The following is a 22,407-nucleotide window of genomic DNA, read 5'->3' on the forward strand; positions in this document are numbered from 1 at the left end:
CGGTTGACTGCGATCCTCCCTGTGCTAGAATTCCGCCTTTCATGGAGGATGGAATCGCATGAAACCTGCCGATGTCCTCAAATTGGCGAAGGAAAAGAACGCGCAGATCCTCGATATAAAGTTCATGGATTTTCCGGGGCTGTGGCAGCACTTTTCCGTTCCCATTCATGAGCTCAGCGAATCAAACTTTCAGGACGGCTACGGGTTCGACGGCTCCAGCATACGAGGCTGGCGCTCCATCCACGAGAGCGACATGCTGGTGGTCCCCGATCCCACGAGCGCCTTCATCGATCCCTTCTGCGACATCCCGACTCTCTCGATGGTGGGCAATATTCTCGATCCGATCAGCAAGGAGCGCTATAACCGCGATCCCCGCAACATCGCGCAGAAGGCGGAGGCCTATCTCAAGTTCACGGGCATCGCGGACATCGCCTACTTCGGGTCGGAAGCCGAGTTCTTCATCTTCGACGACATCCGTTTCGATCAGAACGAGCACAGCTCCTTCTATTACATCGATTCGGTGGAAGGGCGATGGAACAGCGGCCGCGATGAGAAGCCGAACCTCGGATACAAGCCGCGCTTCAAGGAAGGGTACTTCCCCGTCCCGCCGACCGACGCCTTCCAGAACCTGCGCAGCGAGATGGTCGCCATCATGGAGCAGTGCGGTCTGCACATCGAAGCCCACCATCACGAAGTGGCGACGGCGGGGCAGATGGAAATCGACATCAAATACAACACCCTGACCAAGACCGCCGATTCGCTGATGCTGTACAAGTACATCTGCAAGAATACGGCGCGCAAGCACGGCAAGACGGTCACGTTCATGCCCAAGCCGATTTACGGCGACAACGGCTCGGGCATGCACACGCACCAGAGCCTCTGGAAAGGGGAGAAGCCGCTGTTCGCGGGGGACAAGTATGCCGGGCTGTCCGAGATGGCGCTGCACTACATCGGTGGGCTGCTGAAGCACGCTCCCTCGATCGTCGCCTTCGCCGCCCCGACCACCAACTCCTACAAGCGGCTGGTTCCGGGCTACGAGGCTCCGGTGAATCTGGCCTATTCCAGGCGCAACCGCTCCGCGGCGATCCGCATCCCGATGTACAGCCCGTCGCCCAAGGCGAAGCGCGTCGAGTTCCGGCCGCCCGATCCTTCCTGCAATCCCTACATCGCCTACGCCGCGATGCTGATGGCGGGCCTGGACGGCGTGGAGAACCGCATCGATCCGGGCGAGCCGCTGGACAAGGACATCTACGGTCTGTCGCCCAAGGAGCTGCGCAAAGTCCCGTCGCTGCCGGGCTCGCTGGAGGAGTCGCTGCGGGCGCTGGAGAAGGATCATGCTTTCCTGCTGAAAGGCGACGTGTTCACCGAGGACGTCATCCAGACCTGGCTCGACTACAAGTTCGAGAAGGAGATCGAGCCGCAGCGCTTCCGCCCGACGCCCGCAGAGTTCAGCCTCTACTTCGACATCTGATCCGCCCACGAGAGCCGGGCGGTGGAGGTCATCCTCCGCCGCCCGTTGACCCTCCTCTTCCGGCGCCGATACAATCCGTTCATGAGCCCGTCCCGTGAAAGGCCGCGAACGGATCCCCTCGGGGATCTGCCGGTCCCTTCCGGTGAGGCGGAGTTCCTCCGCGACCAGGTCGCCGCGAGCCCCGATCCCGCCGCCCTCATCCACCTGCTGACCCGCTTCCAATCGAGCCACGGCCTGCCGGCCGACCGCCAGCATCTGCTCATCCTCTGCACGGTGGCCGGCGTGAGCCCGTTCCTCGGCGAGCAGCTGTTGAGCGAGGAGGCGTCGCTCGCCTGGGTGGCGACGCACCTCCGGCGCGAGGAAGCGCGCACCGCCGAGGACCTCCGGCAGGACCTGGCGCGCTATCGCTTCACCTTCTCCAACCTTCCCGATTCCGACGCCTTGCGGCGCTTCAAGCACCGCGAGTACCTGCGCATCGCTCTGCGCGACTTCTTCGGCAAGGCGGATCTCTCGGAGACCACCCGCGAGCTTTCCCTGCTGGCCGACGTCCTGCTGGATGAGGCTTACCGCCTCTCCCTGAGGGAGATGCTCAACCGGTTCGGGACCCCGCAGTACCGCGACGATTCGGGACGGTGGAGTGAGGCGGTCTTCGCGGTCCTATCGCTCGGAAAGCTCGGGGGAGGCGAGCTGAACTACAGCTCCGACATCGATCTGGTCTACGCCTTCAGTCGTGAAGGCCAGACCTCCGGCCTCGACGGCGACCCCGAGACGGCAGTCTCCAACCGCGAATTCTTCACCCGTGTCGGCCAGGCGATGACTCAGCGCATCTCCGGAATCTCGCCCGAGGGACAGGTGTTCCGGGTGGACCTCGGCCTGCGGCCCGGGGGCAAGGACGGCGAGCTGGTGCATTCGCGGCGGTCCCTGCTCGCTTACTACCGGAGCTGGGCGCGGACGTGGGAGAGGCAAGCGCTCCTCAAGGTTCGCGCCTCCGCTGGGGACGCTGCCTTCGGCGAGGCGCTGGTGCACGATTTGGCGGCCTGCGTGCACGCGGCCGGTCCGGCGGCGCTGGTGGCGCTGGAAATCAAGGAGATGAAAGACCGGATCGACGAGGAGCTGAGCCGTCTCGGCCGATCCGATCGGGATCTCAAGCTGGGCCGGGGCGGCATTCGGGAGCTGGAGTTCGCGGTCCAGGGGCTGCAGATGGCGCACGGCGTGGCGCTGCCTTGGATTCACGAAGCCAACACCCTCCGCGCGCTGCACCGCCTCGCCGACAAGGACCTGGTCACCTACGGCGAGCATGCGCTTCTGGATCGCGCCTACGCCTTCCTGCGGAAAACCGAGCACCGGGTGCAGCTCGAGCGGAACCGGCAGACCGCCTTGCTTCCCTCCGACGCGGAAGGGATGCGCGCCCTGGCGCGGAGGATGGGTTTCATCGAGCGGGACGGCTCGAGCGAGTTCCTGGAAGAGCTCAACCGCCACCGGGAGTCGGTGCGCGCCTTCTATGACCGGGTGTTCGGGCAGATATCACAGCCGGCCTTGCCGGGAGATGTCCCCGATCCGCTCCTCGATCCGATTTCGGAGAGGGAGCTGGCCTCCGTCCTGGGCAACGGCGCCGCCGCTGGCGAGGACGCCGTGCGCCTCTTCAGGAGAATACGGAGGCTGTTCGCCCCGGAGCAGATCCGTCCCGCGGAGCGCCGCCAGGTGCGGCGCATCTCGGCGGCGATGCTGCAGGAGATCACCTCGGCGCCGGAGCCGGGGCGGGTCCTTCTGAACCTGGAGCGCTTTCTCTCTTCGCTGTGGGTCGAGCCCGCCGCGCGCAGCGCCTTCCTGCGCAAGGCGGAATGGATTCCGCCGCTGCTGCGGCTGCTCGCCCAGAGCGAGCATCTCGCGCTCGTGCTGACGCGCCATCCCAGGATCCTGCAGGAGCTGGGGAGCGTTTCCGAGTCGCTGAAGGAGGCTGACGCCGCGGCCTGGGTCGACACTCTGTCAAGGTCCCTGCGCGCCGCCGCCGGCACTCGTGAGGTGGCCGCCGAGATGAGGCGCTTCCAACAGCGCCACCTGCTGTTCACCGGGTTGCGGGACGTGCACCACCAGGAAAACCTGGGCCGGATTCTCCTCCGGCTGACGCTGCTCGCGGAAACCTGCATGATCGCCGGCGAGCAGGCCGCGGCGCGCTTGACCGCCACGGACCCGGCGGGAGGCCGCGGCTGCATTCTGGGGCTGGGCCGGCTCGGGACCCGTGAGCTCGACTATGGCTCCGATCTCGATCTGATCTTTGTCGTCGATCCGGGATCGCAACCGGATCTGGCGAAAGAAGCGGCCCGCCGGCGCGCCGAGACGCTGATCCACCTGCTGACCGCCATTACGCAGGAAGGGGCGCTCTACAACGTCGACCTGCGGCTGCGCCCGGCGGGAGGGGAGGGGGAGCTGGTTCAGACGCGCAGCGGATTGCTCGATTACTTCGGGACCACCGCGCGGACCTGGGAGAAGATGGCTCTCCTGAAGGCCAGACCGGTCGCCGGCGACCTGGACTTCGGATGGAGCCTGCTCGACGAGCTGGAGGCGACCCTGTTCCAGGGCGTGGATCGTGCCTCGCTCGCTTCGGAGGTGCGCGCCATGAAGGAGAGCCTGGAGCAGTCGGCGCCGTCCTCCGGCGACGTCGTCCCGCTGAAGCTGGGCCCAGGCGGCATGATGGACATCCACTTCATCATCCAGTTCCTGCAGCTGCGCGAGGGGATTTCCCCAGGTCGGGATCGGGAAACGCCCCGCATGCTGGCCGAGCTGCACCGCCGGAGACTGCTGTCGGGTGAGGACTACCCGAAGCTGTACGCCGGATATCTCCTGCTTTGCGGCCTGGATCATTCGATGCGCCTGCTCTACGACCGTCCGGGCGACTCCCTGCCCGCCTCCCGGTCTCCCCTGATGCGGCTGTCGCGCGAGATCAGCTTTTCGCTGTCTTCGTCCCGGGACGCCAGCGCCGAATCGCTGCGCAGCCTGGTGGCCGAGACGCTGGCATCCGTGCGCGATTGCTTCGATCGCACCGTGCGGTGATCCTGCCGCTGGGCTGTGGAAAACTTGTGGATGAGTCCTCACCGAAGCGCGCCTGCCCGATTCCCGCCGCCGCGCGTCTCGAGCCGCTGTCTTTCATGCAACTCTATCCAAGAAAATGAGTTAGTGGACAACCGGCAGGGTTCGGATACGGCTGGGACGGCCGGCGAGAGCGGGATTGGAGTTTTCAACAGCCTGCCTGTGCAACGCAGGCGGCTTGCGCCATTCAGCGGATCTCCACCTGGAAAGACTTGGTCGGAGCCCGGTTTCCGGCACGATCCTCCGCCCAGCATTCCAGGGCATGGGTTCCCCGCGACAGAGGACGATCCGTGCGCCCGGTGGCCCACCCGCGATCGGGGTCGTATTCCATGAGCAGCTCCGCTCCATCCACCGTCAGATGGACGCCGTCGTAGCCCAGACCTGAAGCGTCATCCTGCACCCGCACCTTGAGCAGGGAGAAAGGGGAGCGGGGACGCCCTTGCGGAGCGGGTTCGATCCCGAGCACGGTCGGCGGGGTCACATCCTCCATGAGGGCATAAGTGTCGAACCGTCCGGCGTTGAACACGAATGCATCACCCTGGCGTTCACCGCCCTGATAGACCCACGTCGCGCTCGCCGAATCGAGCCGGTAGATTCCCAGGCGATTCGGTGTAGAGACGTCGGCGGGGATGGGAAAGCGCAGCGGCGCCTTGTGCGACAGCGGAAGCCCCTCGGGGAGGAGCCGGACGGCGGGGCCGCGCGGCAAAGCTCCTGCGCCCTCTTTGGCGGCGGGCTGCCTGACGCTCTCGCAGGCCAAGGCGGCCGGTCCATAGAGCGCACCCTTGGGAATCTGCAGCTCCACGCCGCAGCGCGCGAACCGCAGGTCGCTCTCCGGCGACGCATAGACTGCCTCCGGCACCACCTCGAAGGAAGGGATGGCAAGCCCGTCGGGCCATTCCAGCACCACTTTGCGCATCAGACGCAGCAGGTCGAAGGACAGCGGGATCGCGAGGCGATTTTCTCCGATGGCCTGGACCTCCAGGGTCCCGACTTCCTTTCCACCCTCGCCGAGCAGGCGCGCGCGAATGGGAGGGGGTCCTGAGAGCGATGCCAGCTCCAGATCCAGGAATCCGGGCCTGGGGCGAGGGAGAAGCGTGACGCTCGCGGATCCTCCCGCTGCCAGCGGCTGCAGCAGCCGTTTCACGACCACCCCCGCCTCATCCAGGCTCGCCACGATTCCCTGGCTCCCCGAGGCGATCTCGAAAGTGCAGGCCTCCCCCTGCGGTTCGGAGGTACGCTCCCGGCAGGGGGCCGCCCCTTCCTGCCCGAGAAAAGCGTAAGTGATCGGGCTCTTCCCGCCGGTGGCGCCTTCCGGCTCCCATCCGGTGAGGCTCATTCGGACCGTCCCGTCCCTTGGGGCCGCTTCCTGCTTCCAGCCCAGCTCGGGCGGCCGGACAATACGGAACGGGACACGCGCCCGGGCCGATCCTCCGAACGCTCCCGCCGCTTCCACCTCGAGCAGGTGATTGCCAGGCGACAGCGCGGGCCAGGGCGACTCCGATGCCTCGTGAACGCGGCCGAGCTCGTTGCCGGCGACGCGCTGCAGCCGGTAGGTCGAAGCGGCCGGAGACAGCCGGCTGCGCGCATGGTCCATCAGCAGCCCGATCTGCGGGTAGGCGTCGAAGGAGAACTCCTCCATGCGGAAGCGGTAGACGGCCGTGCCGTCGAGGATGACGGTCAGCTGGCGGATCCCGAAACGATGTCCCTCCCGATCCTCCGACACGAGACGTGCCTCCGGCAGGAAGCTACCCGTCACCACGGGCGGTGACGCCGGCATGTAATACCCGGCAGCGTCGCGGAACAGGCGGATCTCGGCACTTCGCTCGCCCTGCACCAGCGCCGAGGGCTCCGCCGCCAGCAGGATGAGGGCTTCGAACCGGATCGCGGGCTGCTCCCGGATCGTGCCGACCGCCGGGGACGGATCGGCGGGATGCGCGTCATCGCGGCGCAGCTCGAAATGCAGGTGCGGAAGTCCCGCCCCGCTTTCGCCGGTGAGCGCGATGACCTGCCCCCGGCGCACGCGCAGGGGGGGATCGATGTAGATGTCCCCAGGATAGCGGGAGCGCGTCTGCTGCCGGGCGGCGGCGACCCGCGACTCCAGCTTGAGGGTTTTCTCCTCGAACGACTCGAGATGAGCGAACACCGAGATCCGCCCGTCGGCGTGCCGGACATAGACGGCACGTCCGTAGCCGCGCCATTCGACCTTCAGGCGGAAGATGTCGCCGTCGGCGATGGCATGGACCGGCAGGCCGGTGCGCCCGCCCGTGGAGAGATCGATTCCCGGATGCAGGTGGTCGGGCCGGTACTCTCCGAACGAGGAGACGGGCGATGCCTCCCCATCGAGCGGCGGGCGGTAACGCGATTCGGAGCGCGGATCGGGGGCTGAAGGAAGAGCCACGAGCAGGGCGCAGAGGATCCAGGGCGACGGGTGCATGGCGCGCATTGTAGGGAGGCCGCACGACGCCCGCAACATCTCGCGATTCCTTGACATCGCCGCGCGCGCCCCGGTATTCTCTTGCGCGCCGTTAGCACGCTTTCACCCGCTCAAGGACATCGGTGGTCGCACATCCCCTGAAGGATTTCGTCGTCCGCTACAAATCGGGGGACCTGATCTATCGCGAAGGCGATCAGGGCTCCGAGATGTATATCGTGCAGTCGGGAGCGGTCGAGATCGCCAGGAGCCTGGCGGGCAAGGATCACGTGGTCGCGGTCATGGAAAAGGGCGACTTCTTCGGGGAGATGTCGATCCTGGAAGGCTGCCCGCGGACCGCCTCGGCGCGCGCCGTGGAGGATTCGGAGCTGGTCGAGATCACCAGCGCGGTGTTCGACCGGATGATCCGGGGCAACATCGAGATCGCCGTCCGGATGCTGCGCAAGCTGAGCTCGCGGCTGCAGGAGGCCAACCGCAAGATAGAGGAGAATCTGGCGCGTCCTGGATCGGCGGTCGCCGTGACTCCCGAGGCGGAGCGCGTTGTGCCGGTGGCTTCCGCCTCCAAGCCCACGGCGCCCGTGCGGGGACGCGTCGCGCCGCTCCCGGAGGGAGTCCTGGGGACGCTCGTGCTGGGAGAAGGAGAGCAGGTGTTTCCGATTCGCGCCGACGTCTGTCTGATCGGGCGCTACGATCCGGTCACCGGCACGCGGCCCGAGATCGATCTCACCGCCTACGACACGAACCGCTCCGTCTCCCGCCGGCACGCCAAGCTGGTGGCCCGCGGGAACGACTGGTTCCTCAGCGAGGAAGTCGGGGCGCTCAACGGCACGTTTCTGAACGGAAAGAGGCTGACGCCGGGGAAATCGGAGCCGGTGCGCTCGGGGGACACGCTGGCGCTGGGCATGGTGCTGCTGAAATTCCAGGGGCGCACCCCGGCATCCTGACGCGCGCCCGACGCAAGGAGCTATTGGATCGATGGCCAGTTTTCTGGGTGGCTCTGCCTACGCCATGTCGCGCGACATCGCGGAGGGGTACGTCCTCCTGAACAGCACGCTGCTGAAAGGCTTCAGCCCCGCGGATCTGGCCCAGCTCCGGCAGCAGCTCGAAAAAGTGCAGCGGGAGATTCGCGCCGATCAGCCCGCCTCGGACGACGTCCAGGCGATCCAGAAGCGGGGGAGGAAGATCTCGCGCATCACCTCCGCCCTGCTGATCCTCGACACCCTCCGGAAGCGCTGAGGGCCCGCCATGAACGCCTCGCAGGAAAGGGTCCTCTCGGGATTCAGGCCCTCCGGGCCGCTGCACATCGGGCACTGGGTGGGGGCCCTGCAGAACTGGGTGTCCCTGCAGCGGCAGTACCGCTGCTTCTACGCGGTCTGTGATTGGCACGCCCTCACTTCCGAGTACGCCCACACCGCTCCGCTGCGCGATTACGTCTTCCAGATGGCGCTCGACTGGCTCGCCGCCGGGCTGGATCCCGAGGTCGCGACGCTGTTCGTGCAGTCGCGCGTCAAGGAGCACGCCGAGCTGCACCTGATCCTCTCGATGATCGTGCCGCTGGGATGGCTGGAGCGCGTGCCGACCTACAAGGAGCAGCAGCAGCAGGTCGCGACGCGCGATCTCACCAATTACGGCTTCCTCGGCTATCCTGTCCTGCAGACGGCCGATATCCTGGCTTACAAGGCCCACTGGGTGCCGGTGGGAGAGGACCAGATTTCCCACCTGGAGCTGTGCCGCGAGATCACCCGGCGATTCAATTCGCTCTATGGCGAGATCTTCCCCGAGCCCCAGCCCAAGATCGCCAGGATTCCGAGGCTGCCCGGGACCGATGGCAGAAAAATGAGCAAGAGCTACAACAACGCGGTCTATCTGTCGGATTCGCAAGCGGAGGCGAGCCGGAAGGTCCTGACGATGGTGACCGACCCGGCCCGGGTGCGGCGCTCCGATCCAGGAAATCCGGACGTCTGTCCGGTCTTCACGCTCCACAAGGCCTTCTCGTCGATGGAGACGCTGGAGACCGTGAACCGGGAGTGCCGGACCGCCGGGATCGGCTGTATCGACTGCAAGAAGATGTTGCTGGCGCACCTGGACGAGACGCTCACGCCGCTGCGAGTGCGGCGCGAGGCGCTTGCGCAAAAGCCGCAGCAGGTGCACGAAATCCTGGAGGTGGGAGCCGCCACGGCGCGAGGATTTGCGTCGCAGACGCTGCAGGAGGTCCGGGATGCCGTCCGAATCTGATCATCCCGCACCCTCGCCGGAGAGCGGCGGGTTCGATCCGGCCGCCTCGGGAACGGAAGAGGGTGCCTCCCCGGTCGCCGGGACCGGCTATCGAGTCCGGCTGACCGCCTTCGAGGGGCCTCTCGATCTCCTCCTGCACCTGATTCGCGTCAACGAGATCGATCTCTTCAACATTCCGATCGTCTCCATCACCCGCCAGTACAACGAGACCCTCGATTTGATGCGGGAGCTCAACCTGGAGGTTGCCGGCGAGTACCTGGTGATGGCGGCCACGCTGCTGCACATCAAGTCGAAGATGCTCCTGCCGCCCGACCCGGAGGCGGCGGTGTCCGGTCCGTCCGACCCGCGCGCCGAGCTGGTCCGCCAGCTGGAGGAATACCGCCGTTACCGGGAAGTGGCCCTCGCGCTGGGTCAGGCCGAATTCGAGCAGAACCGCACCTGGAGCCGCCCCGCATCTCTGGTGACCGGCTTCGAAGGGGAGGCGGCGGTGGTGGCCGATCTGTTCAGCCTCCTGGGGGCCTTCAAGCGGATCCTGGACACCTTGAGCCGGCAGGAGCAGCTGGCGCTGAAGCGCGAGCGGATCTCGCTGCTGGATCGGATCCACTGGGTGCTGGATCGGCTGCGCGAGATGCGGCGTGCCCCTTTCTCGAGCCTGTTCGAGCCGGGCGCCTCGCGCGCCGATCTCATCGTGACCTTCCTCGCGCTCCTCGAGCTGATCCGCCTCCAGGTGATCGGGGCCGCGCAGGATGTCCGCTTCGGGGAGATCGAGATCGTGCTTCTGGAAGAGCCGGATCAAATCCGCATCGATGCGGAAAGGGTCCTGGATGCCTGACGCCAAGCTGACCTCGGAAGAGATCAAGGCGATCCTCGAGGCGCTCATCTACGTCTCGGAGGAGCCGGTCAAGCAGGAGGAGATCCTTTCCGCATTGCCGCAGGAGCAGCGGGAGGAAATCCTCCAATGCCTCGAGGAGCTTCTCCTGGAATACTCGGGGACTCCCCGTGGGCTGCGCATCGTGCAGGTCGCCGGCGGCTACCGTATGCAGACGAGGCCGGAGCACGATGCCTGGATTCGCAACCTGTATCGGCAGCGCAACAAGGTCCGGCTGTCGCGAGCGGCGCTGGAGACCCTCGCGATCATCGCCTACCGGCAGCCGGTCACCTCTCCGGAGATCCAGGCGATCCGCGGAGCCAATCCGATGGGCGTGCTGCAGACGCTGCTGGAGCGCCGGCTCGTCCGGACGCTGGGGCGCAAGAAGGTGGTGGGCAAGCCGATCCTTTACGGGACCACCGATGAGTTCCTCATTCATTTCGGCTTGAACGGTCTTGGCGATTTGCCCAGCCTGGAGGATTTCCCCGGATTGTCGGAAAGCGGCCTGGAGACTCCCGAAGGCCCGCTCGCCGCCGCGGCCGGCTCGCTGGAAGGGCTGTCGGCCTCCGGCCCGGAAGTGCGCGGCGGGCGCTTCATCGAGCTGCGAGACGCCGACGATGAATGGGAGGAGGATCGTCCCGTGGGCGCGCCGCCCGCAACGCCTCTGGCCGACGGACCCCGGGACGATGAAGAAGAATGAGGCCGGCGAGAGCCCGGCGGGCGAGCGGCTCCAGAAGCTCATCGCTCAGGCCGGATTGGCCTCGCGACGGGAAGCGGAAGGCTGGATCCTCCAGGGACGGGTCTCGGTCAATGGAAGGCGCGTCACCGAGCTGGGAACGCGTGCCCTCCTGGGACGCGACACGGTCCGCGTGGACGGCCGGAAGCTCCCTCACTCCGAGCGTCCTACCGCAATCCTGATCAACAAGCCCAAAGGCTATCTTTCCACCTGCTCCGATCCCGAGAAGCGTCCCACCGTGCTGGACCTGATCCCGCAAGTCCGCCAGCGCCTCTACCCGGTGGGGAGACTCGACTTCAACTCCGAAGGTCTCCTGATCCTGACGAACGATGGCGAGCTGGCGCTGGCGGTGACCCATCCCCGGAACCAGTGCGCCAAGGTCTACCGGGTGAAGGTGCGGGGCGTCCCTCCGGACGAGGCGCTTGGCCGCCTGCGCCGGGGCATCCCGCTCGAGGGAAGGAAAACCTCCCCCGCGGCGGTGACCAAGGTCCGCACCGAGAAGAACGCCTGGATCGAAGTCACCCTGCGGGAAGGGCGCAAGAACGAGATCCGGCGGATGTTCAAGCAGATCGGCCATCCGGTTCTCAAGCTCAAGCGCATCTCGATCGGAGGGATCGGCGACCGCGGGCTGGCCCCCGGAAGCTGGCGGCATCTCACCCAGGAGGAGATACGCTCCCTGAAAAGCGGCGCGCGATGAGTCCCCGAATTCCGCAGCACCTCTCGAACCTCATGCCGTATGTCCCGGGGCAGTCGGAGGAGTCTGCCGCGCGCGGGGACGGTACCGAGGCGCCTTTGAAGCTGGCATCCAACGAGAACCCGCTGGGCCCCTCCCCGCGCGCCCTCGAAGCAGTGCGTCTGGAGCTGGAGCGCTCCCACCGCTATCCGGAAGGGACCGGCAGGCAGCTCAGAGAAGAGCTCGCCCGCCGGCTTGGGGTCGCCGCGAACCAGATCATCCTGGGGAATGGATCCACGGAGCTGGTGGAGCTGTTGGTGCGAACCTTCCAGGGGAGCGGGGGAAGCAGCGTGGTCCCCGCGGGGACCTTCATCATGTACCGCATCGCGGTGCTCGCGGCTCGCGGGCGCCTGGTTGAGGTCCCGCTGCGCGAGCAGCGGATCGATCCGGCCGCCGTGGCGGCGGCCTGCGACCCCCGGACGCCTCTGGTCTTTCTGGCGAACCCGAACAATCCGACGGGCAACTACTTCACAACCCCCGAGCTCCAGGACTACTTCCGGCACCTGCCGGGGGGTGTCATCACCGTGCTCGACGAAGCCTACCGCGAGTACCTGCAGCGTCCTGATTATCCCTCCGGCCTCGACGCGCTTCGCGAAGGAAGGACGGTCGTGGTGCTGCGGACCTTCTCCAAAGCGCATGGGCTTGCGGGGCTGCGCATCGGCTACGGCATCGGCCCGGCCGATCTCATCGCGACGATGGAAAAGGTCCGATCTCCTTTCAACACGAGCCGTGTCGCGCAAGCCGCTGCGCTGGCCGCGCTGGATGACTCTGCCCATCTCGCGGCCACTGTCGAGACCAACCGCATCGGGTTGGAGCACGTGGCGGCCGAGCTGTCGAAACGGGGCGTCCCCTTCACCCCCAGCGTGGCCAACTTCCACCTGGTGCATTTCCAAAGGGACGCCGAGGATGTCCACCGCGACCTCCTGGCCGAAGGGGTCATCGCCCGGCCGATGGGGGCCTACGGATTCCCGCGCTCGCTCCGTATCACGGTAGGCACGCCCCCACAGAACGACAGGCTGCTTCTATCCCTCGACCGCGTGCTGGCCAAGGGGCCGCCGGCGTCTTCCTAATTTCCTGAAAACAGGACTTTTCTGCTTGACAAGGTGGGGTTCGGTTCGTATTATAGGCTACTCGTTTGCTCTCATGGGTTTGCGGCAACATGGCGATGGTCCCGCCGCGCGAGGACGCCGTCAGGCCGCGGACGACCGGTGCCCGAAGGGTCCGGTCTTTTATTCGATGGAGTAACACCGGGCACCCCGGGACGGGCAAGACCTGGGGGCCTTTGAAGCAATGAAGGAGGATTCGAAACGCATGGATTTGCAAAGGGATTTTGACCAGGACGACTTCCCGCCCGCGGGAGCAAGCAGGCCCACACGACAGGCTCCCCGGCCCAAGCTGGAAGGCACCGAGGCCGCCGGGGCCGAGATGGACCGGGCCGAGTACGAGCAGCTCCTGGGCCTGTACGACGACAGCTTCAGGAACCTGGCGGAAGGGGAAGTGGTCAAGGGGAAAGTCCTGCGCATCCTCCCCAACGAAGTCGTGGTCGATGTCGGCTACAAGTCCGAAGGCCTGATCGACATCGAGGAGTTCACCGACCTCAGCGGCAAGATCCATGTCGAGGTGGGCGACGTGATCGACGTTCTCCTGGAGAAGACGGAGAACCAGGAAGGCTACGTCGTCCTCTCCAAGGAAAAAGCCGAGAAGATGAAGATCTGGGAGGAGGTCGAGCAGGCCTACAACGAAGGGAAGATCGTCCGCGGCGTCGTCAAGGAGCGGATCAAGGGGGGCCTCGCGGTCGACATCGGCGTGCGTGCTTTCCTTCCGGGCTCCCTGGTCGACATGCGCCCGGTGAGGAACCTCGACGCCCTGCGCGGCAAGGAGCTGCGCATGCGGGTCATCAAGGTGAATCGCAAGCGCGGCAATATCGTCCTGTCCCGCAAGGCGGTCCTCGAGGAGGAGAACCAGGAGAAGAAAAAGAAGACCCTGGCGCTGCTCGAGGAGGGGAAAATCCTCAAGGGCATCGTCAAGAACATCACCGAGTACGGGGCCTTCATCGACCTGGGCGGCATCGACGGCCTCCTGCACAAGACCGACATGTCGTGGGGCCGCGTGAACCATCCTTCCGAGCTCTTCGTGGTGGGCGACGAGGTCGAGGTGGTAGTCCTCAAGTTCGACCCGGAGCGGGAGCGCGTGTCGCTGGGCTACAAGCAGAAGAGCACCGACCCCTGGCAGCGCGTCTCGGAGAAGTACTCCAAGAACTCGCGCGTGCGTGGCAAGGTGGTGAGCCTCACCGACTACGGCGCCTTCGTCGAACTGGAGGAGGGTGTCGAAGGCCTGATCCATGTCTCGGAAATGTCCTGGACGAAGCGGATCAAGCACCCCTCCAAGGTCCTGGCGGTGGGGGACACGGTGGAAGCGGTCGTGCTCGACGTCGACCAGGAGGCACGCCGGCTGTCGTTGGGCCTGCGTCAGACCGAGCCCAATCCCTGGGACGTCATTGCCGACAAGTACCACGTTGGCGACAAGATCACGGGCAAGGTCCGCAACCTCACCGACTTCGGCGCTTTCGTCGAGGTGGAAGAAGGGATCGACGGCCTGGTGCACATCTCCGATCTCTCATGGACCCGGCGCCTGCGGCATCCTTCCGAGATGCTCAAGAAGGGGGACACGGTCGAGGCGGTGATCCTCAAGATCGATTCCGAGAACCAGCGGCTTTCCCTCGGCATCAAGCAGTTGTCGCCGAACATCTGGGACGAGTTCTTCCGCCTGCGCTCGGTGAACGACGTGGTCACCGGCAAGGTGGTCCGGCTGACCGACTTCGGCGCCTTCCTGGAGATCGAGGATGGGATCGAAGGGCTCATCCACGTCTCCGAGCTCTCGGAGGAGCGGGTCGAGCAGCCGAAGGACGTCCTCTCGGTCGGTGACGTGGTCAAGGCGAAAATCATCAAGATGGAGCCCGCCGAGCAGAAGATCGGCCTGTCTCTGAAGGCGGTCGCGCAGGATCTGACCGCCGAAGAGCTGCGCGCGTATCAGGAGCGCTCGGCTCAGGACTCGGGCAGCACACTGGGAGATGCCCTGCGGAACTCCCAATTCCTGGAGGCGGAGAATTCCGACAACGCCGATGGCGACGACAACTGATCGGACGATGAATCGCCGCGAGGAGGGGCCCCAGGCCATGACCAAGGCGGAGCTTGTCGAGGAGGTAGCCCGCGTCGCCGAGCTCACCAAGAAGCACTCCGAGGTGATCGTGAACACCGTCTTCGACTCGATCATCGAGGCCCTGCAGAAGGACGAGAAGATCGAGCTGCGGGGATTCGGAAGCTTCAGGATTCGGCAGCGGCGCTCCCGCCAGGGGAGGAACCCGAAGACAGGCGACAAGGTCGACGTCCCGGCGAAGAAGATTCCGTACTTCAAGCCCGGCAAGGAGCTCAAGGAGCTGATCAACTCCGACTCCCAGCCCGAGCCCTGATCCGCTCCGATGCGCAACCTGTTCACGCCCTGGCGCTACGCCTATCTCGCCGGCGGCGGGCGCAGCCGGCGCTGTGTGTTCTGCAAGGCGCGTGACTCCAGGGACGACCGCTCCGAGCTGGTGGTACACCGCGGCCGCTACAACTTCGTCATCCTGAACCGCTATCCCTACAACAGCGGGCATCTGATGATTGCCCCGAACGAGCACCTGTCGAGCCTGGCGCGGAGCTCGCCGGCCCAGCTGCGCGAGATGATGATGCTGGCGGCGCGCTGCGAGCGCGCGCTCCGGCGCATCTATCGCATGGACGGGCTGAACCTGGGGATGAACCTGGGAGAGAGCGCCGGGGCCGGCATCCTGGGTCATTTCCATCTCCATCTCGTGCCGCGGTGGAAAGGGGACACCAACTTCATGACGGTGGTGGGCTCGACGCGCGTCACTCCCGAGCTGCTGCAGGACACCTTCCAGAAAGTCCGCACGCAGCTCCGCCGGCCGCTGAAGCCCGGCTCGAAGCCGGCTCGGACCCTGCGCCGGAAGGCATCCTAGGCCGATGCGCTACTTCATCCAGACCTGGGGATGCCAGATGAATTTCCACGATTCCGAGAAGCTTGCCGGAATCCTCGAGGAGCAGGGCTGCGTGCCGGCCGGCCGACTGCCCGACGCCGACGTGCTGCTACTGAACACCTGCAGCATCCGGGAGAAGGCGGCGGAGAAGGTCTTCTCGCACCTCGGGGCGCTGCGGCCGCTGCGGGAGCAACGCCCCGATCTCATCATCGGGCTGTGCGGCTGCGTCGCCCAGCAGGAAGGGGAGCGGCTGTTCCGGCGCAGCGATTTGGTCGATTTCATCCTCGGCCCGCGGGCCATCGAGTCTCTTCCTGCCCTCTTGAGGGAAGCGGCGCAGCGCCGGCGCCCCCGGCTCGCCGACCTCGCCGTGCGCGACGACAGCATCCGCTTCGACGGCGCGCGAGCACGTCGCGCTGTGGGGCCTCGCGCTTATCTGACCATCATGGAAGGATGCAACAAGACCTGCACCTACTGCATCGTGCCGACGACCCGCGGCAGGGAAGTCAGCAAGCCGGTGAGCCAGGTCCTGGAAGAGGCGGCCGCGCTGGAGCAGGCCGGCTTCGTGGAGATCGAGCTGCTGGGCCAGAACGTCAATGCCTATCGTGACGGCTCCTTTCACCTGGATGGTCTGCTGCGTCTTCTGCAGCCCCTGGAGGGGATAAAACGTCTGCGCTTCACCACCTCCCACCCGGCCCATCTCAGCACCGCCATCATTCGCGCCATGGCGGAGTGCCCGAGCGTCTGCCACGCGCTGCACCTGCCGTCCCAATCGGGCTCCGACGCGGTCCTCGAGCGGATGCGCCGCGGCTACACCCGCCGGCGCTACCTCGACCGGATCGAGACGCTGCGGCGATGGATTCCGGACCTCGGTCTTTCCACCGACATCATCGTCGGCTATCCGGGGGAATCGCGCGCCGAGTTCGAGGAAAGCCTTTCCCTGCTGCGCGAGGTGGAGTTCGACCAGGTCTACTCTTTTCTCTACTCGCCGCGGCCCGGAACGGACGCCGCCCAGGAGCAGGAGAGCCTGTCGTTCGCGGAGAAGAACGCTCGCCTGGCGGAGCTGCAGGCGATGCAGCAGGAAATCCAGCTGCGGCGCAACCGGCTTCATGTCGGAAGCGAGGCGGACGTGCTCGTGGACGGGGTGTCGCGCATGGGGGGCAAGCTGAAAGGCCGCACCGGGGCGAACCGGGTCGTGAACTTCGAGGGCGAAGAGTCCTGGATCGGCTCCACCGTGCAGGTCCGGATCACGGCGGCGGGGCCCAACTCCCTGGAAGCACGCCGGATCCGCGTCGCCGGGTCTTGACTTGCCCGTAGTTGAAGGTTATAAGTGGGGCGCAATTTCAGGAGAGACCGTGGAAGTGGAAATGAAGATTAAGGGTCTGATGATCGACCCTATCAGCAACATGCCGATCATCATTCTCCGCGATCCGAAGACGAGCGCCGTGCTTCCGATTTGGGTCGGCATCTTCGAAGCCAATGCCATCGCCCTCCAGATCGAGAAAATCGCGACCCCCAGGCCCATGACCCATGATCTCCTCAAGAACATCCTGACCGGCATGCAGGCCTCGGTGGAGAAGATCGTGATCACCGAGCTCAAGGACAACACGTTCTACGCGCTGGTCTACCTGCGGCACGGCGACCGACAGTTGTCGATCGACTCGCGGCCCTCGGATGCGATCGCGCTCGCGCTGCGGACCGAGTCTCCCATCTTCGTGGAGAGCGAGGTGATCGAGAAGGCGAAGAACGCAGAGCTCACCAAGGACGCAGGAGAGTCGGAGCGGATCCGCAAATGGCTGGAGAACCTGGACCCGGAGGAGCTCGGCAAGTACGAGATGTAGCCGCAGGCGTTCGCTGCGTAAGTTATTGATAAATAACAAGTTATAGCTCTCTCGCTCCAATTCCACCAAGCTGCATCCCACAACCCGTAGGCGGATCTCCTGGATGATTCTGGCCATCGCCAATCAGAAGGGCGGAGTCGGGAAGACCACCACCGCCATCAATCTCGCAGCAGCCCTGGCTCACAAGAAATATAAGACGCTCCTGATAGATCTCGATCCCCAGGGGAACTGCACTCTCTGTTTCGTCGATCACCAGCAAATCGGCACGACGGTGTACGAGGCCTTGACGGAGCCGGGATTGAGCCTCAAGGAGGCCATCCATCCGACGCAGACGGCGAACCTCGAGGTAGTTCCATCGCGCATCACGCTCGCGAAATTCGAGAGCAAGATGATTGGGGAGCTGGACAGTCACTTCCGCATGAAGGATCGGATCGCATCGGTGCAGAAGCAGTATGACTACGTCATCATCGATTGTCCGCCGACGTTGGGGCTGCTGACGGTGAACGCCCTGGTGGCGGCGAGCCACCTGCTCGTACCGATCCAGTCCTCCTACTTCGCGCTCGAGGGGACAGACGATCTTCTGGAGACGGTGGAGAAGATCAAGGCCCGCCCGAACCCGGGGCTGGAGTTCCTCGGCGTGGTCATCACGCTGCACGACAAGCGCACGGTCCTCGGAAGGGATATCAAGAGCCACATCAAGGAAGTCTTCGGGAACAAAGTGTTCAAGACGATCATCAGCCGCAGCGTGCGGCTCGAGGAAAGTCCCGCTTACAAGGAATCGATCTTCACTTATTCTCCTAATTCGACCGGCGCGTTGGAATATTACCGGCTTTCTGAAGAGGTCATCGGACGTGTCTAACAGCAAGAATCGCGGTCTGCCTCTCGAGAAACGCATGCGCCATGACCACCACTTCGTCGACAGCCTGAGCCGGGGAGCCCTGGCTCCCATCGGAAGGATGATCTCCCTCGAGCAGATCGACACGATTCCGGACCAGCCCCGACGGCAGATGGGAGACTTGAAGGACCTGGTTGCCTCGATCAAGGAGAAGGGAGTGCTCGAGCCGATCCTGGTGCGTCGCAACGGACCGCGCTTCCGGATAATCGCCGGAGAGCGCCGGTACCGCGCCTCGCGCGAGGCTGGCCTGACGCAGATCCCGTGCATCGAGCTGGAGGTGGACGACAAAGGAACGCTGGAGATCTCCCTGATCGAGAATTTGCAGCGCAGAGACCTGAGCGCTTTCGAAGAAGCGCATGGCATCAAACAGCTGATCGACCGGTTCCTCTACACCCACGAAGAGGTTTCGCGCCGGCTCGCAAAGTCGCGCTCGGCAATCACCGAGATCCTGAGCCTGACCCAGATTCCCGAGGAGGTGATGGAGTATTGCCAGGAATACGGTATCAGCTCGCGATCGCATCTTCTCGCGATCGCCCATCAACCTGACGTGGACACGATGCTGGCTCTTGCAGAGCAGATTCGGACTCAGAACCTGACCCGGGAGGACGTGCGCAAGCTGAAGAACCCGTCGACCGAGGAAGGAAAGCGGGGGAGGCCGAAGCACTTCGTGTTCCGGTATCGGGCACAGGACCGTCGCTTCGCTTTCAGCCTCAGGTTCAGCAAATCAGAAGTTTCCCGGGACGAAATCATTCACACGCTGCGCGAGCTCCTTCAGAACCTCGAGGCCGAAGCCAACTAGGCACGGCCGCCCGCAATAAATCCATCCACCAATTCGTTGATGCAATCGGGCTGGAGCGCAAGCTCCAGCTCCATCTGAGCTTCCTAAGAGCAGATTCTCCGACGTCCTGGTCAAGAAACAATCCACTTCGCTGCGACGCCTGATGTTCGGGCTGCTCGGAGGCGAAATTGGAGCGTGGAACTTGTGTCGGTTCACGTGAGCTCACTTCGGTTGAGACCTTGAGGTTTCTTGAGAATGATCTAGCACGAAGGAATTCTCATGATCTTTGCGCTTAAGGGCGATCGGGCTGTTCCTTATGCTGCTGTTCCTGTTCATCCGGTTCCTGCCGATGATCGGCTGGTTGCTCGATCTTCGAGATGCGGACGATCCTGCCGGAGGCGGAGGTGGAGGGGCATGGAGAAGAAGGCCTCCATCAGGTAGCCGTAGACGAATCTTGGATTCTGTTAGGAGTGAATAATGTTTTCGTTACCCGGGTGCATGACAGACGAACCGCACGTGGCGGATCACGGGACATGGAGCATGGGGCGATGAATTCTCATTGATTCGATGTCGATCGGTGGTGAGGAAGATCTTGTCGAACTTGCGTAGAAGTTTTCGAAAGCTAGCCGCGTCATCGAGCGAAATGTCGGCCGGCCGACATTTTCAAATAGACCTAAGTAACGACAGCAAGACGGTAGATGCATCGAGTTGCAGCCTCGTTGCGAGGTCAGGAGGCCGGGCCTGGAAGGAGCGCACCGGGGTTGCAGCGGGCATCGTGTGGGTAGGTCGGCAGTCCGGGCAGGCGAAGGCACACATGTCGTGAGGACGTCCCTGGATTGTTCCATTTGATGGGTCTCACGGGGTGGCATTCCATCGGCGCCTGGGCAGGCTCGAGCGAAGAGGCAACCCTGGAATTCCTGGGCGGCCTGACCGACCATTTAGTTTACATAAGATTTCTTATCGGACATTCTCGGGATCCCGGGTCGGAACGCAAAAGAGCCTGATTTTCCTGGCGATTTACCTCTTTCTGATGCCTTGACTCAGGGCCGGGCCGCTCCTACCATGACAGCGCCTGAGGGGGCTTAATGTTCCGACTGTATCGCTACATCTTCCGGGATCTTGCCTCTCCGACCGTTTTGGGTCTGCTCATCTACACCTTCGTCCTCCTGATGAACGCTATCTTCGACGTGGCGGAATTCGCCATCAAGAAGGACTTGCCGATCACCGCGGTCCTCAAGATCCTGGCTCTTTCCTTGCCGCAGTTCCTGACTCTGACCATTCCGATGTCGGTGCTTCTCGGTGTGCTCATCGGAGTAGGCCGGCTCTCCGCCGACAGCGAGATCATCGCCATGCGGGCCTGCGGGATTGGCTACTGGAAGGTCGTGATTCCGGTCATGACCCTGGGCCTGGTGGGATGGGCGATTTGCAGCTCGCTGCTCATATGGATCGAGCCGGAGGCCGATTATCTGCGCCATCGCCTCGGATCACGCCTCGTCCTTAAATCCGACCTCCGCAAAGAGCTGAAGTCGCGCACCCTCTTCGAAGAGATTCCGGGAATGCTGCTTTACGCCGACAAGGTCTATAGCGGCGGGAGCAGCCTGGAGCGGGTCATCCTGTCGCAGTCCGATCCGCAGGGGCGGGACCTGCTGACCACCGCGCGCCGGGGTCGCCTCGATTACGACACGGGCACCGGGAGGTTGCGGCTGTTTCTCGAGGATGGCGTGACGCACCGAACCAATCCGTCCGATCCCCTCGACTACCAGGTTTACGGAGCCGATCGACAAATGGCCCTACGTGAGCCCGACAGCGGGTTCAAGCTCAGGACCCGCCTCTTGAAAGAGCCCCAGCAGAAGAACTATCGGGAGCAATCGCTGCAGGAGCTCAGGGAGTCATGGGCCAAGGCCGGCGCTCTCGAGCACATCCCGACGCGGGACCGGCTGAGAGCGTCAATCGATGTGGTGTGGCATGAGCGCTTCGCCTTGCCGGTCGCCTGCCTGGTGTTCAGCTTCGTCGGCTTCCCGCTCGGCATCTACAACCGCCGGGGCGGAAAATCCTCCGGCATCGCGATCAGCCTGGGAGTCGTGCTGGTCTACTGGCTCATTCTGACGACCGGTGAGCAGCTGGCCACCGAAAACAAGCTTCCTCCCCTCGTGGCGCTGTGGACCGGAAACCTGGTGTTCGTCATCTTCGGAGTCCTGCTGCTGCGGCGCAAAGAGAAGCAGGAAACGGGGATGGAAGGAAGCGGATGGATTGGTCGAAGCTACGCCGCCGGACGAAAAGTGCGAGTGGCAGTGGCCGGGGTCCTGAAGCGGAGAGGATCCGGTGGGACGGAGGGCGGTACGGAGCCAATCGACCCGGAACCGCGGCGGAAATACTCGGGGGGTCCTGCCTTCTCCACGCTGCTCGACCGATACGTCCTGCGCAGCTATCTCAGGTTCCTCCTCATGACCGGGCTATCGATCTACGTCATCTTTCTGGTGGTCGACTTCCGCGAGCTGATCGACGACGTGATCAACAGCCGTGTCCCCGGGACACTGGTCCTGAATTTCTTCAAGTATCGATCTCCGTGGATCATCGGTCAGATACTGCCGGTGGCCTGCCTCGTCTCGACCCTGCTGGCCTTCGGCGTGCTTTCCCGGTTCAACGAGATCACCGCCATGAAGGCAGGCGGGCTGAGCCTTTACCGCATCTCGCTCCCCGTCCTCGGCGCCACGATCGTGGTCTCAACTTTCGCCTTCGGCCTGCAAGGCTACGTCATGCCTTTCTCGAATCAGCGCGCCAGCCAGCTGCGCGACCAGATTCGCGGCAAGGTCAGCCGCAGCTATTCCCAGCCCCAAAAGCGCTGGGTGCAGGGGACCGACGGAGTTTTCTATTCGTACCGCAGCTTCCAGAAGACCTCTCCCGGCCTGGTGCCGCTCACCACGGAAGGGGTGTTCCAGGGATTCAGCATCCTGCGCCTGGATCCGGAGACCTATCAGGTGCTGTCCCGGGTCTATGCGCGCGAAGCCCAATTCGTGGATGGGTCGTGGATGCTGCGCAGCGGCTGGGAGCGCGGCTTCGATGAGGGGGGTCACATCACCTCCTTCGACGAGTTCAAGGAGAAGGCTTATCCCTTACCGATCAATCCGAGCCGCTTCATGGGGGACACACGAACCCCTGACCAGATGAGCTATACGCAGCTGCGGGAATTCATCGAGGACCTGCGCCGGCGAGGCTACTCGGTCCAGGAGCTGATGGTGGACCTGCATGAAAAGGTGGCGATGCCCTTCGTTTCCTTCGTGATGGTCGTCCTGGGACTCCCGTTC

Annotated in this window: 18 protein-coding genes; 17 read left to right on the forward strand and 1 reads right to left on the reverse strand. The window is 64.4% G+C overall.

Annotated elements, in window-relative coordinates:
- The first annotated feature begins 58 nt into the window (after window positions 1-58).
- Both glnA and VFW45_02255 read left to right on the forward strand, forming a co-directional pair.
- Complete coding sequence (gene glnA, locus VFW45_02250) at window positions 59-1,471, forward strand: type I glutamate--ammonia ligase (protein HEU5179585.1); 1,413 nt, start codon at window positions 59-61, stop codon at window positions 1,469-1,471.
- Window positions 1,472-1,552: 81 nt separating this feature from the next.
- Complete coding sequence (locus tag VFW45_02255; protein ID HEU5179586.1) at window positions 1,553-4,522, forward strand: hypothetical protein; 2,970 nt, start codon at window positions 1,553-1,555, stop codon at window positions 4,520-4,522.
- A 223-nt stretch (window positions 4,523-4,745) separates the two neighbouring features.
- Here VFW45_02255 and VFW45_02260 read toward each other — a convergent pair whose 3' ends face one another.
- Window positions 4,746-6,992 (reverse strand): M23 family metallopeptidase, encoded by a 2,247-nt coding sequence (locus tag VFW45_02260; GenBank protein HEU5179587.1) that lies wholly within the window; start codon window positions 6,990-6,992, stop codon window positions 4,746-4,748.
- 122 nt (window positions 6,993-7,114) lie between these two features.
- On the opposite strand from VFW45_02260, the gene VFW45_02265 reads away from it, so the two are divergent.
- The 15 genes from VFW45_02265 to VFW45_02335 form a co-directional block, all read left to right on the forward strand.
- A complete protein-coding gene (locus VFW45_02265; GenBank protein HEU5179588.1) occupies window positions 7,115-7,933 on the forward strand; it encodes a cyclic nucleotide-binding domain-containing protein in 819 nt (272 codons plus the stop codon).
- A gap of 31 nt (window positions 7,934-7,964) precedes the next feature.
- On the forward strand, window positions 7,965-8,225 hold the full coding sequence (locus VFW45_02270; protein ID HEU5179589.1) for a hypothetical protein: 261 nt from the start codon (window positions 7,965-7,967) through the stop codon (window positions 8,223-8,225).
- Between the two features lie 9 nt (window positions 8,226-8,234).
- Window positions 8,235-9,224 (forward strand): tryptophan--tRNA ligase, encoded by a 990-nt coding sequence (gene trpS, locus VFW45_02275; GenBank protein HEU5179590.1) that lies wholly within the window; start codon window positions 8,235-8,237, stop codon window positions 9,222-9,224.
- Window positions 9,208-10,056, forward strand: a complete 849-nt coding sequence (locus VFW45_02280) for a segregation/condensation protein A (protein ID HEU5179591.1) — start codon at window positions 9,208-9,210, stop codon at window positions 10,054-10,056. The genes trpS and VFW45_02280 overlap by 17 nt, the downstream gene beginning before the upstream one ends.
- Window positions 10,049-10,792: an SMC-Scp complex subunit ScpB gene (gene scpB, locus VFW45_02285; GenBank protein ID HEU5179592.1), complete on the forward strand. Its 744-nt coding sequence runs from the start codon at window positions 10,049-10,051 to the stop codon at window positions 10,790-10,792. Before VFW45_02280 ends, scpB begins: the two co-directional genes overlap by 8 nt.
- Window positions 10,779-11,525 carry a pseudouridine synthase gene (locus VFW45_02290; protein ID HEU5179593.1) on the forward strand — a complete coding sequence of 249 codons (747 nt, stop codon included), beginning with the start codon at window positions 10,779-10,781 and terminating at the stop codon, window positions 11,523-11,525. Before scpB ends, VFW45_02290 begins: the two co-directional genes overlap by 14 nt.
- Window positions 11,522-12,631 (forward strand): histidinol-phosphate transaminase, encoded by a 1,110-nt coding sequence (gene hisC / locus VFW45_02295; protein ID HEU5179594.1) that lies wholly within the window; start codon window positions 11,522-11,524, stop codon window positions 12,629-12,631. Before VFW45_02290 ends, hisC begins: the two co-directional genes overlap by 4 nt.
- Window positions 12,632-12,986: 355 nt before the next feature.
- Window positions 12,987-14,699 (forward strand): 30S ribosomal protein S1, encoded by a 1,713-nt coding sequence (locus tag VFW45_02300; protein HEU5179595.1) that lies wholly within the window; start codon window positions 12,987-12,989, stop codon window positions 14,697-14,699.
- 37 nt (window positions 14,700-14,736) lie between these two features.
- Complete coding sequence (locus tag VFW45_02305) at window positions 14,737-15,030, forward strand: integration host factor subunit beta (protein HEU5179596.1); 294 nt, start codon at window positions 14,737-14,739, stop codon at window positions 15,028-15,030.
- Between the two features lie 9 nt (window positions 15,031-15,039).
- Window positions 15,040-15,573, forward strand: a complete 534-nt coding sequence (locus tag VFW45_02310) for an HIT domain-containing protein (protein HEU5179597.1) — start codon at window positions 15,040-15,042, stop codon at window positions 15,571-15,573.
- Between the two features lie 4 nt (window positions 15,574-15,577).
- The gene (miaB, locus tag VFW45_02315; GenBank protein HEU5179598.1) at window positions 15,578-16,894 is read left to right on the forward strand and encodes a tRNA (N6-isopentenyl adenosine(37)-C2)-methylthiotransferase MiaB; all 1,317 of its coding nucleotides are present in this window, start codon (window positions 15,578-15,580) and stop codon (window positions 16,892-16,894) included.
- 61 nt (window positions 16,895-16,955) lie between these two features.
- Window positions 16,956-17,429, forward strand: a complete 474-nt coding sequence (locus VFW45_02320; GenBank protein ID HEU5179599.1) for a bifunctional nuclease family protein — start codon at window positions 16,956-16,958, stop codon at window positions 17,427-17,429.
- Between the two features lie 103 nt (window positions 17,430-17,532).
- Window positions 17,533-18,288 (forward strand): ParA family protein, encoded by a 756-nt coding sequence (locus VFW45_02325; GenBank protein ID HEU5179600.1) that lies wholly within the window; start codon window positions 17,533-17,535, stop codon window positions 18,286-18,288.
- 34 nt (window positions 18,289-18,322) lie between these two features.
- A complete protein-coding gene (locus VFW45_02330; protein ID HEU5179601.1) occupies window positions 18,323-19,123 on the forward strand; it encodes a ParB/RepB/Spo0J family partition protein in 801 nt (266 codons plus the stop codon).
- 1,064 nt (window positions 19,124-20,187) lie between these two features.
- Window positions 20,188-22,407, forward strand: a 2,220-nt coding sequence (locus VFW45_02335) for an LptF/LptG family permease (GenBank protein ID HEU5179602.1), incomplete at its 3' end; no start/stop codon positions are given.

The organism is Candidatus Polarisedimenticolia bacterium (assembly GCA_035764505.1).
In the GTDB taxonomy this organism is placed as follows: domain Bacteria; phylum Acidobacteriota; class Polarisedimenticolia; order Gp22-AA2; family AA152; genus AA152.

Bases quoted from the DNA above. Each gene is read 5' to 3' on its own strand.
- VFW45_02260 (HEU5179587.1), bottom strand. From the start codon at position 6,992: ATGCACCCGTCGCCCTGGATCCTCTGCGCCCTGCTCGTGGCTCTTCCT.
- miaB (HEU5179598.1), top strand. From the start codon at position 15,578: ATGCGCTACTTCATCCAGACCTGGGGATGCCAGATGAATTTCCACGAT.
- glnA (HEU5179585.1), top strand. From the start codon at position 59: ATGAAACCTGCCGATGTCCTCAAATTGGCGAAGGAAAAGAACGCGCAG.
- VFW45_02300 (HEU5179595.1), top strand. From the start codon at position 12,987: ATGGACCGGGCCGAGTACGAGCAGCTCCTGGGCCTGTACGACGACAGC.
- VFW45_02320 (HEU5179599.1), top strand. From the start codon at position 16,956: ATGAAGATTAAGGGTCTGATGATCGACCCTATCAGCAACATGCCGATC.
- VFW45_02310 (HEU5179597.1), top strand. From the start codon at position 15,040: ATGCGCAACCTGTTCACGCCCTGGCGCTACGCCTATCTCGCCGGCGGC.
- hisC (HEU5179594.1), top strand. From the start codon at position 11,522: ATGAGTCCCCGAATTCCGCAGCACCTCTCGAACCTCATGCCGTATGTC.
- VFW45_02270 (HEU5179589.1), top strand. From the start codon at position 7,965: ATGGCCAGTTTTCTGGGTGGCTCTGCCTACGCCATGTCGCGCGACATC.
- VFW45_02325 (HEU5179600.1), top strand. From the start codon at position 17,533: ATGATTCTGGCCATCGCCAATCAGAAGGGCGGAGTCGGGAAGACCACC.
- VFW45_02305 (HEU5179596.1), top strand. From the start codon at position 14,737: ATGACCAAGGCGGAGCTTGTCGAGGAGGTAGCCCGCGTCGCCGAGCTC.
- VFW45_02290 (HEU5179593.1), top strand. From the start codon at position 10,779: ATGAAGAAGAATGAGGCCGGCGAGAGCCCGGCGGGCGAGCGGCTCCAG.
- VFW45_02280 (HEU5179591.1), top strand. From the start codon at position 9,208: ATGCCGTCCGAATCTGATCATCCCGCACCCTCGCCGGAGAGCGGCGGG.
- scpB (HEU5179592.1), top strand. From the start codon at position 10,049: ATGCCTGACGCCAAGCTGACCTCGGAAGAGATCAAGGCGATCCTCGAG.
- VFW45_02255 (HEU5179586.1), top strand. From the start codon at position 1,553: ATGAGCCCGTCCCGTGAAAGGCCGCGAACGGATCCCCTCGGGGATCTG.
- trpS (HEU5179590.1), top strand. From the start codon at position 8,235: ATGAACGCCTCGCAGGAAAGGGTCCTCTCGGGATTCAGGCCCTCCGGG.
- VFW45_02330 (HEU5179601.1), top strand. From the start codon at position 18,323: ATGCGCCATGACCACCACTTCGTCGACAGCCTGAGCCGGGGAGCCCTG.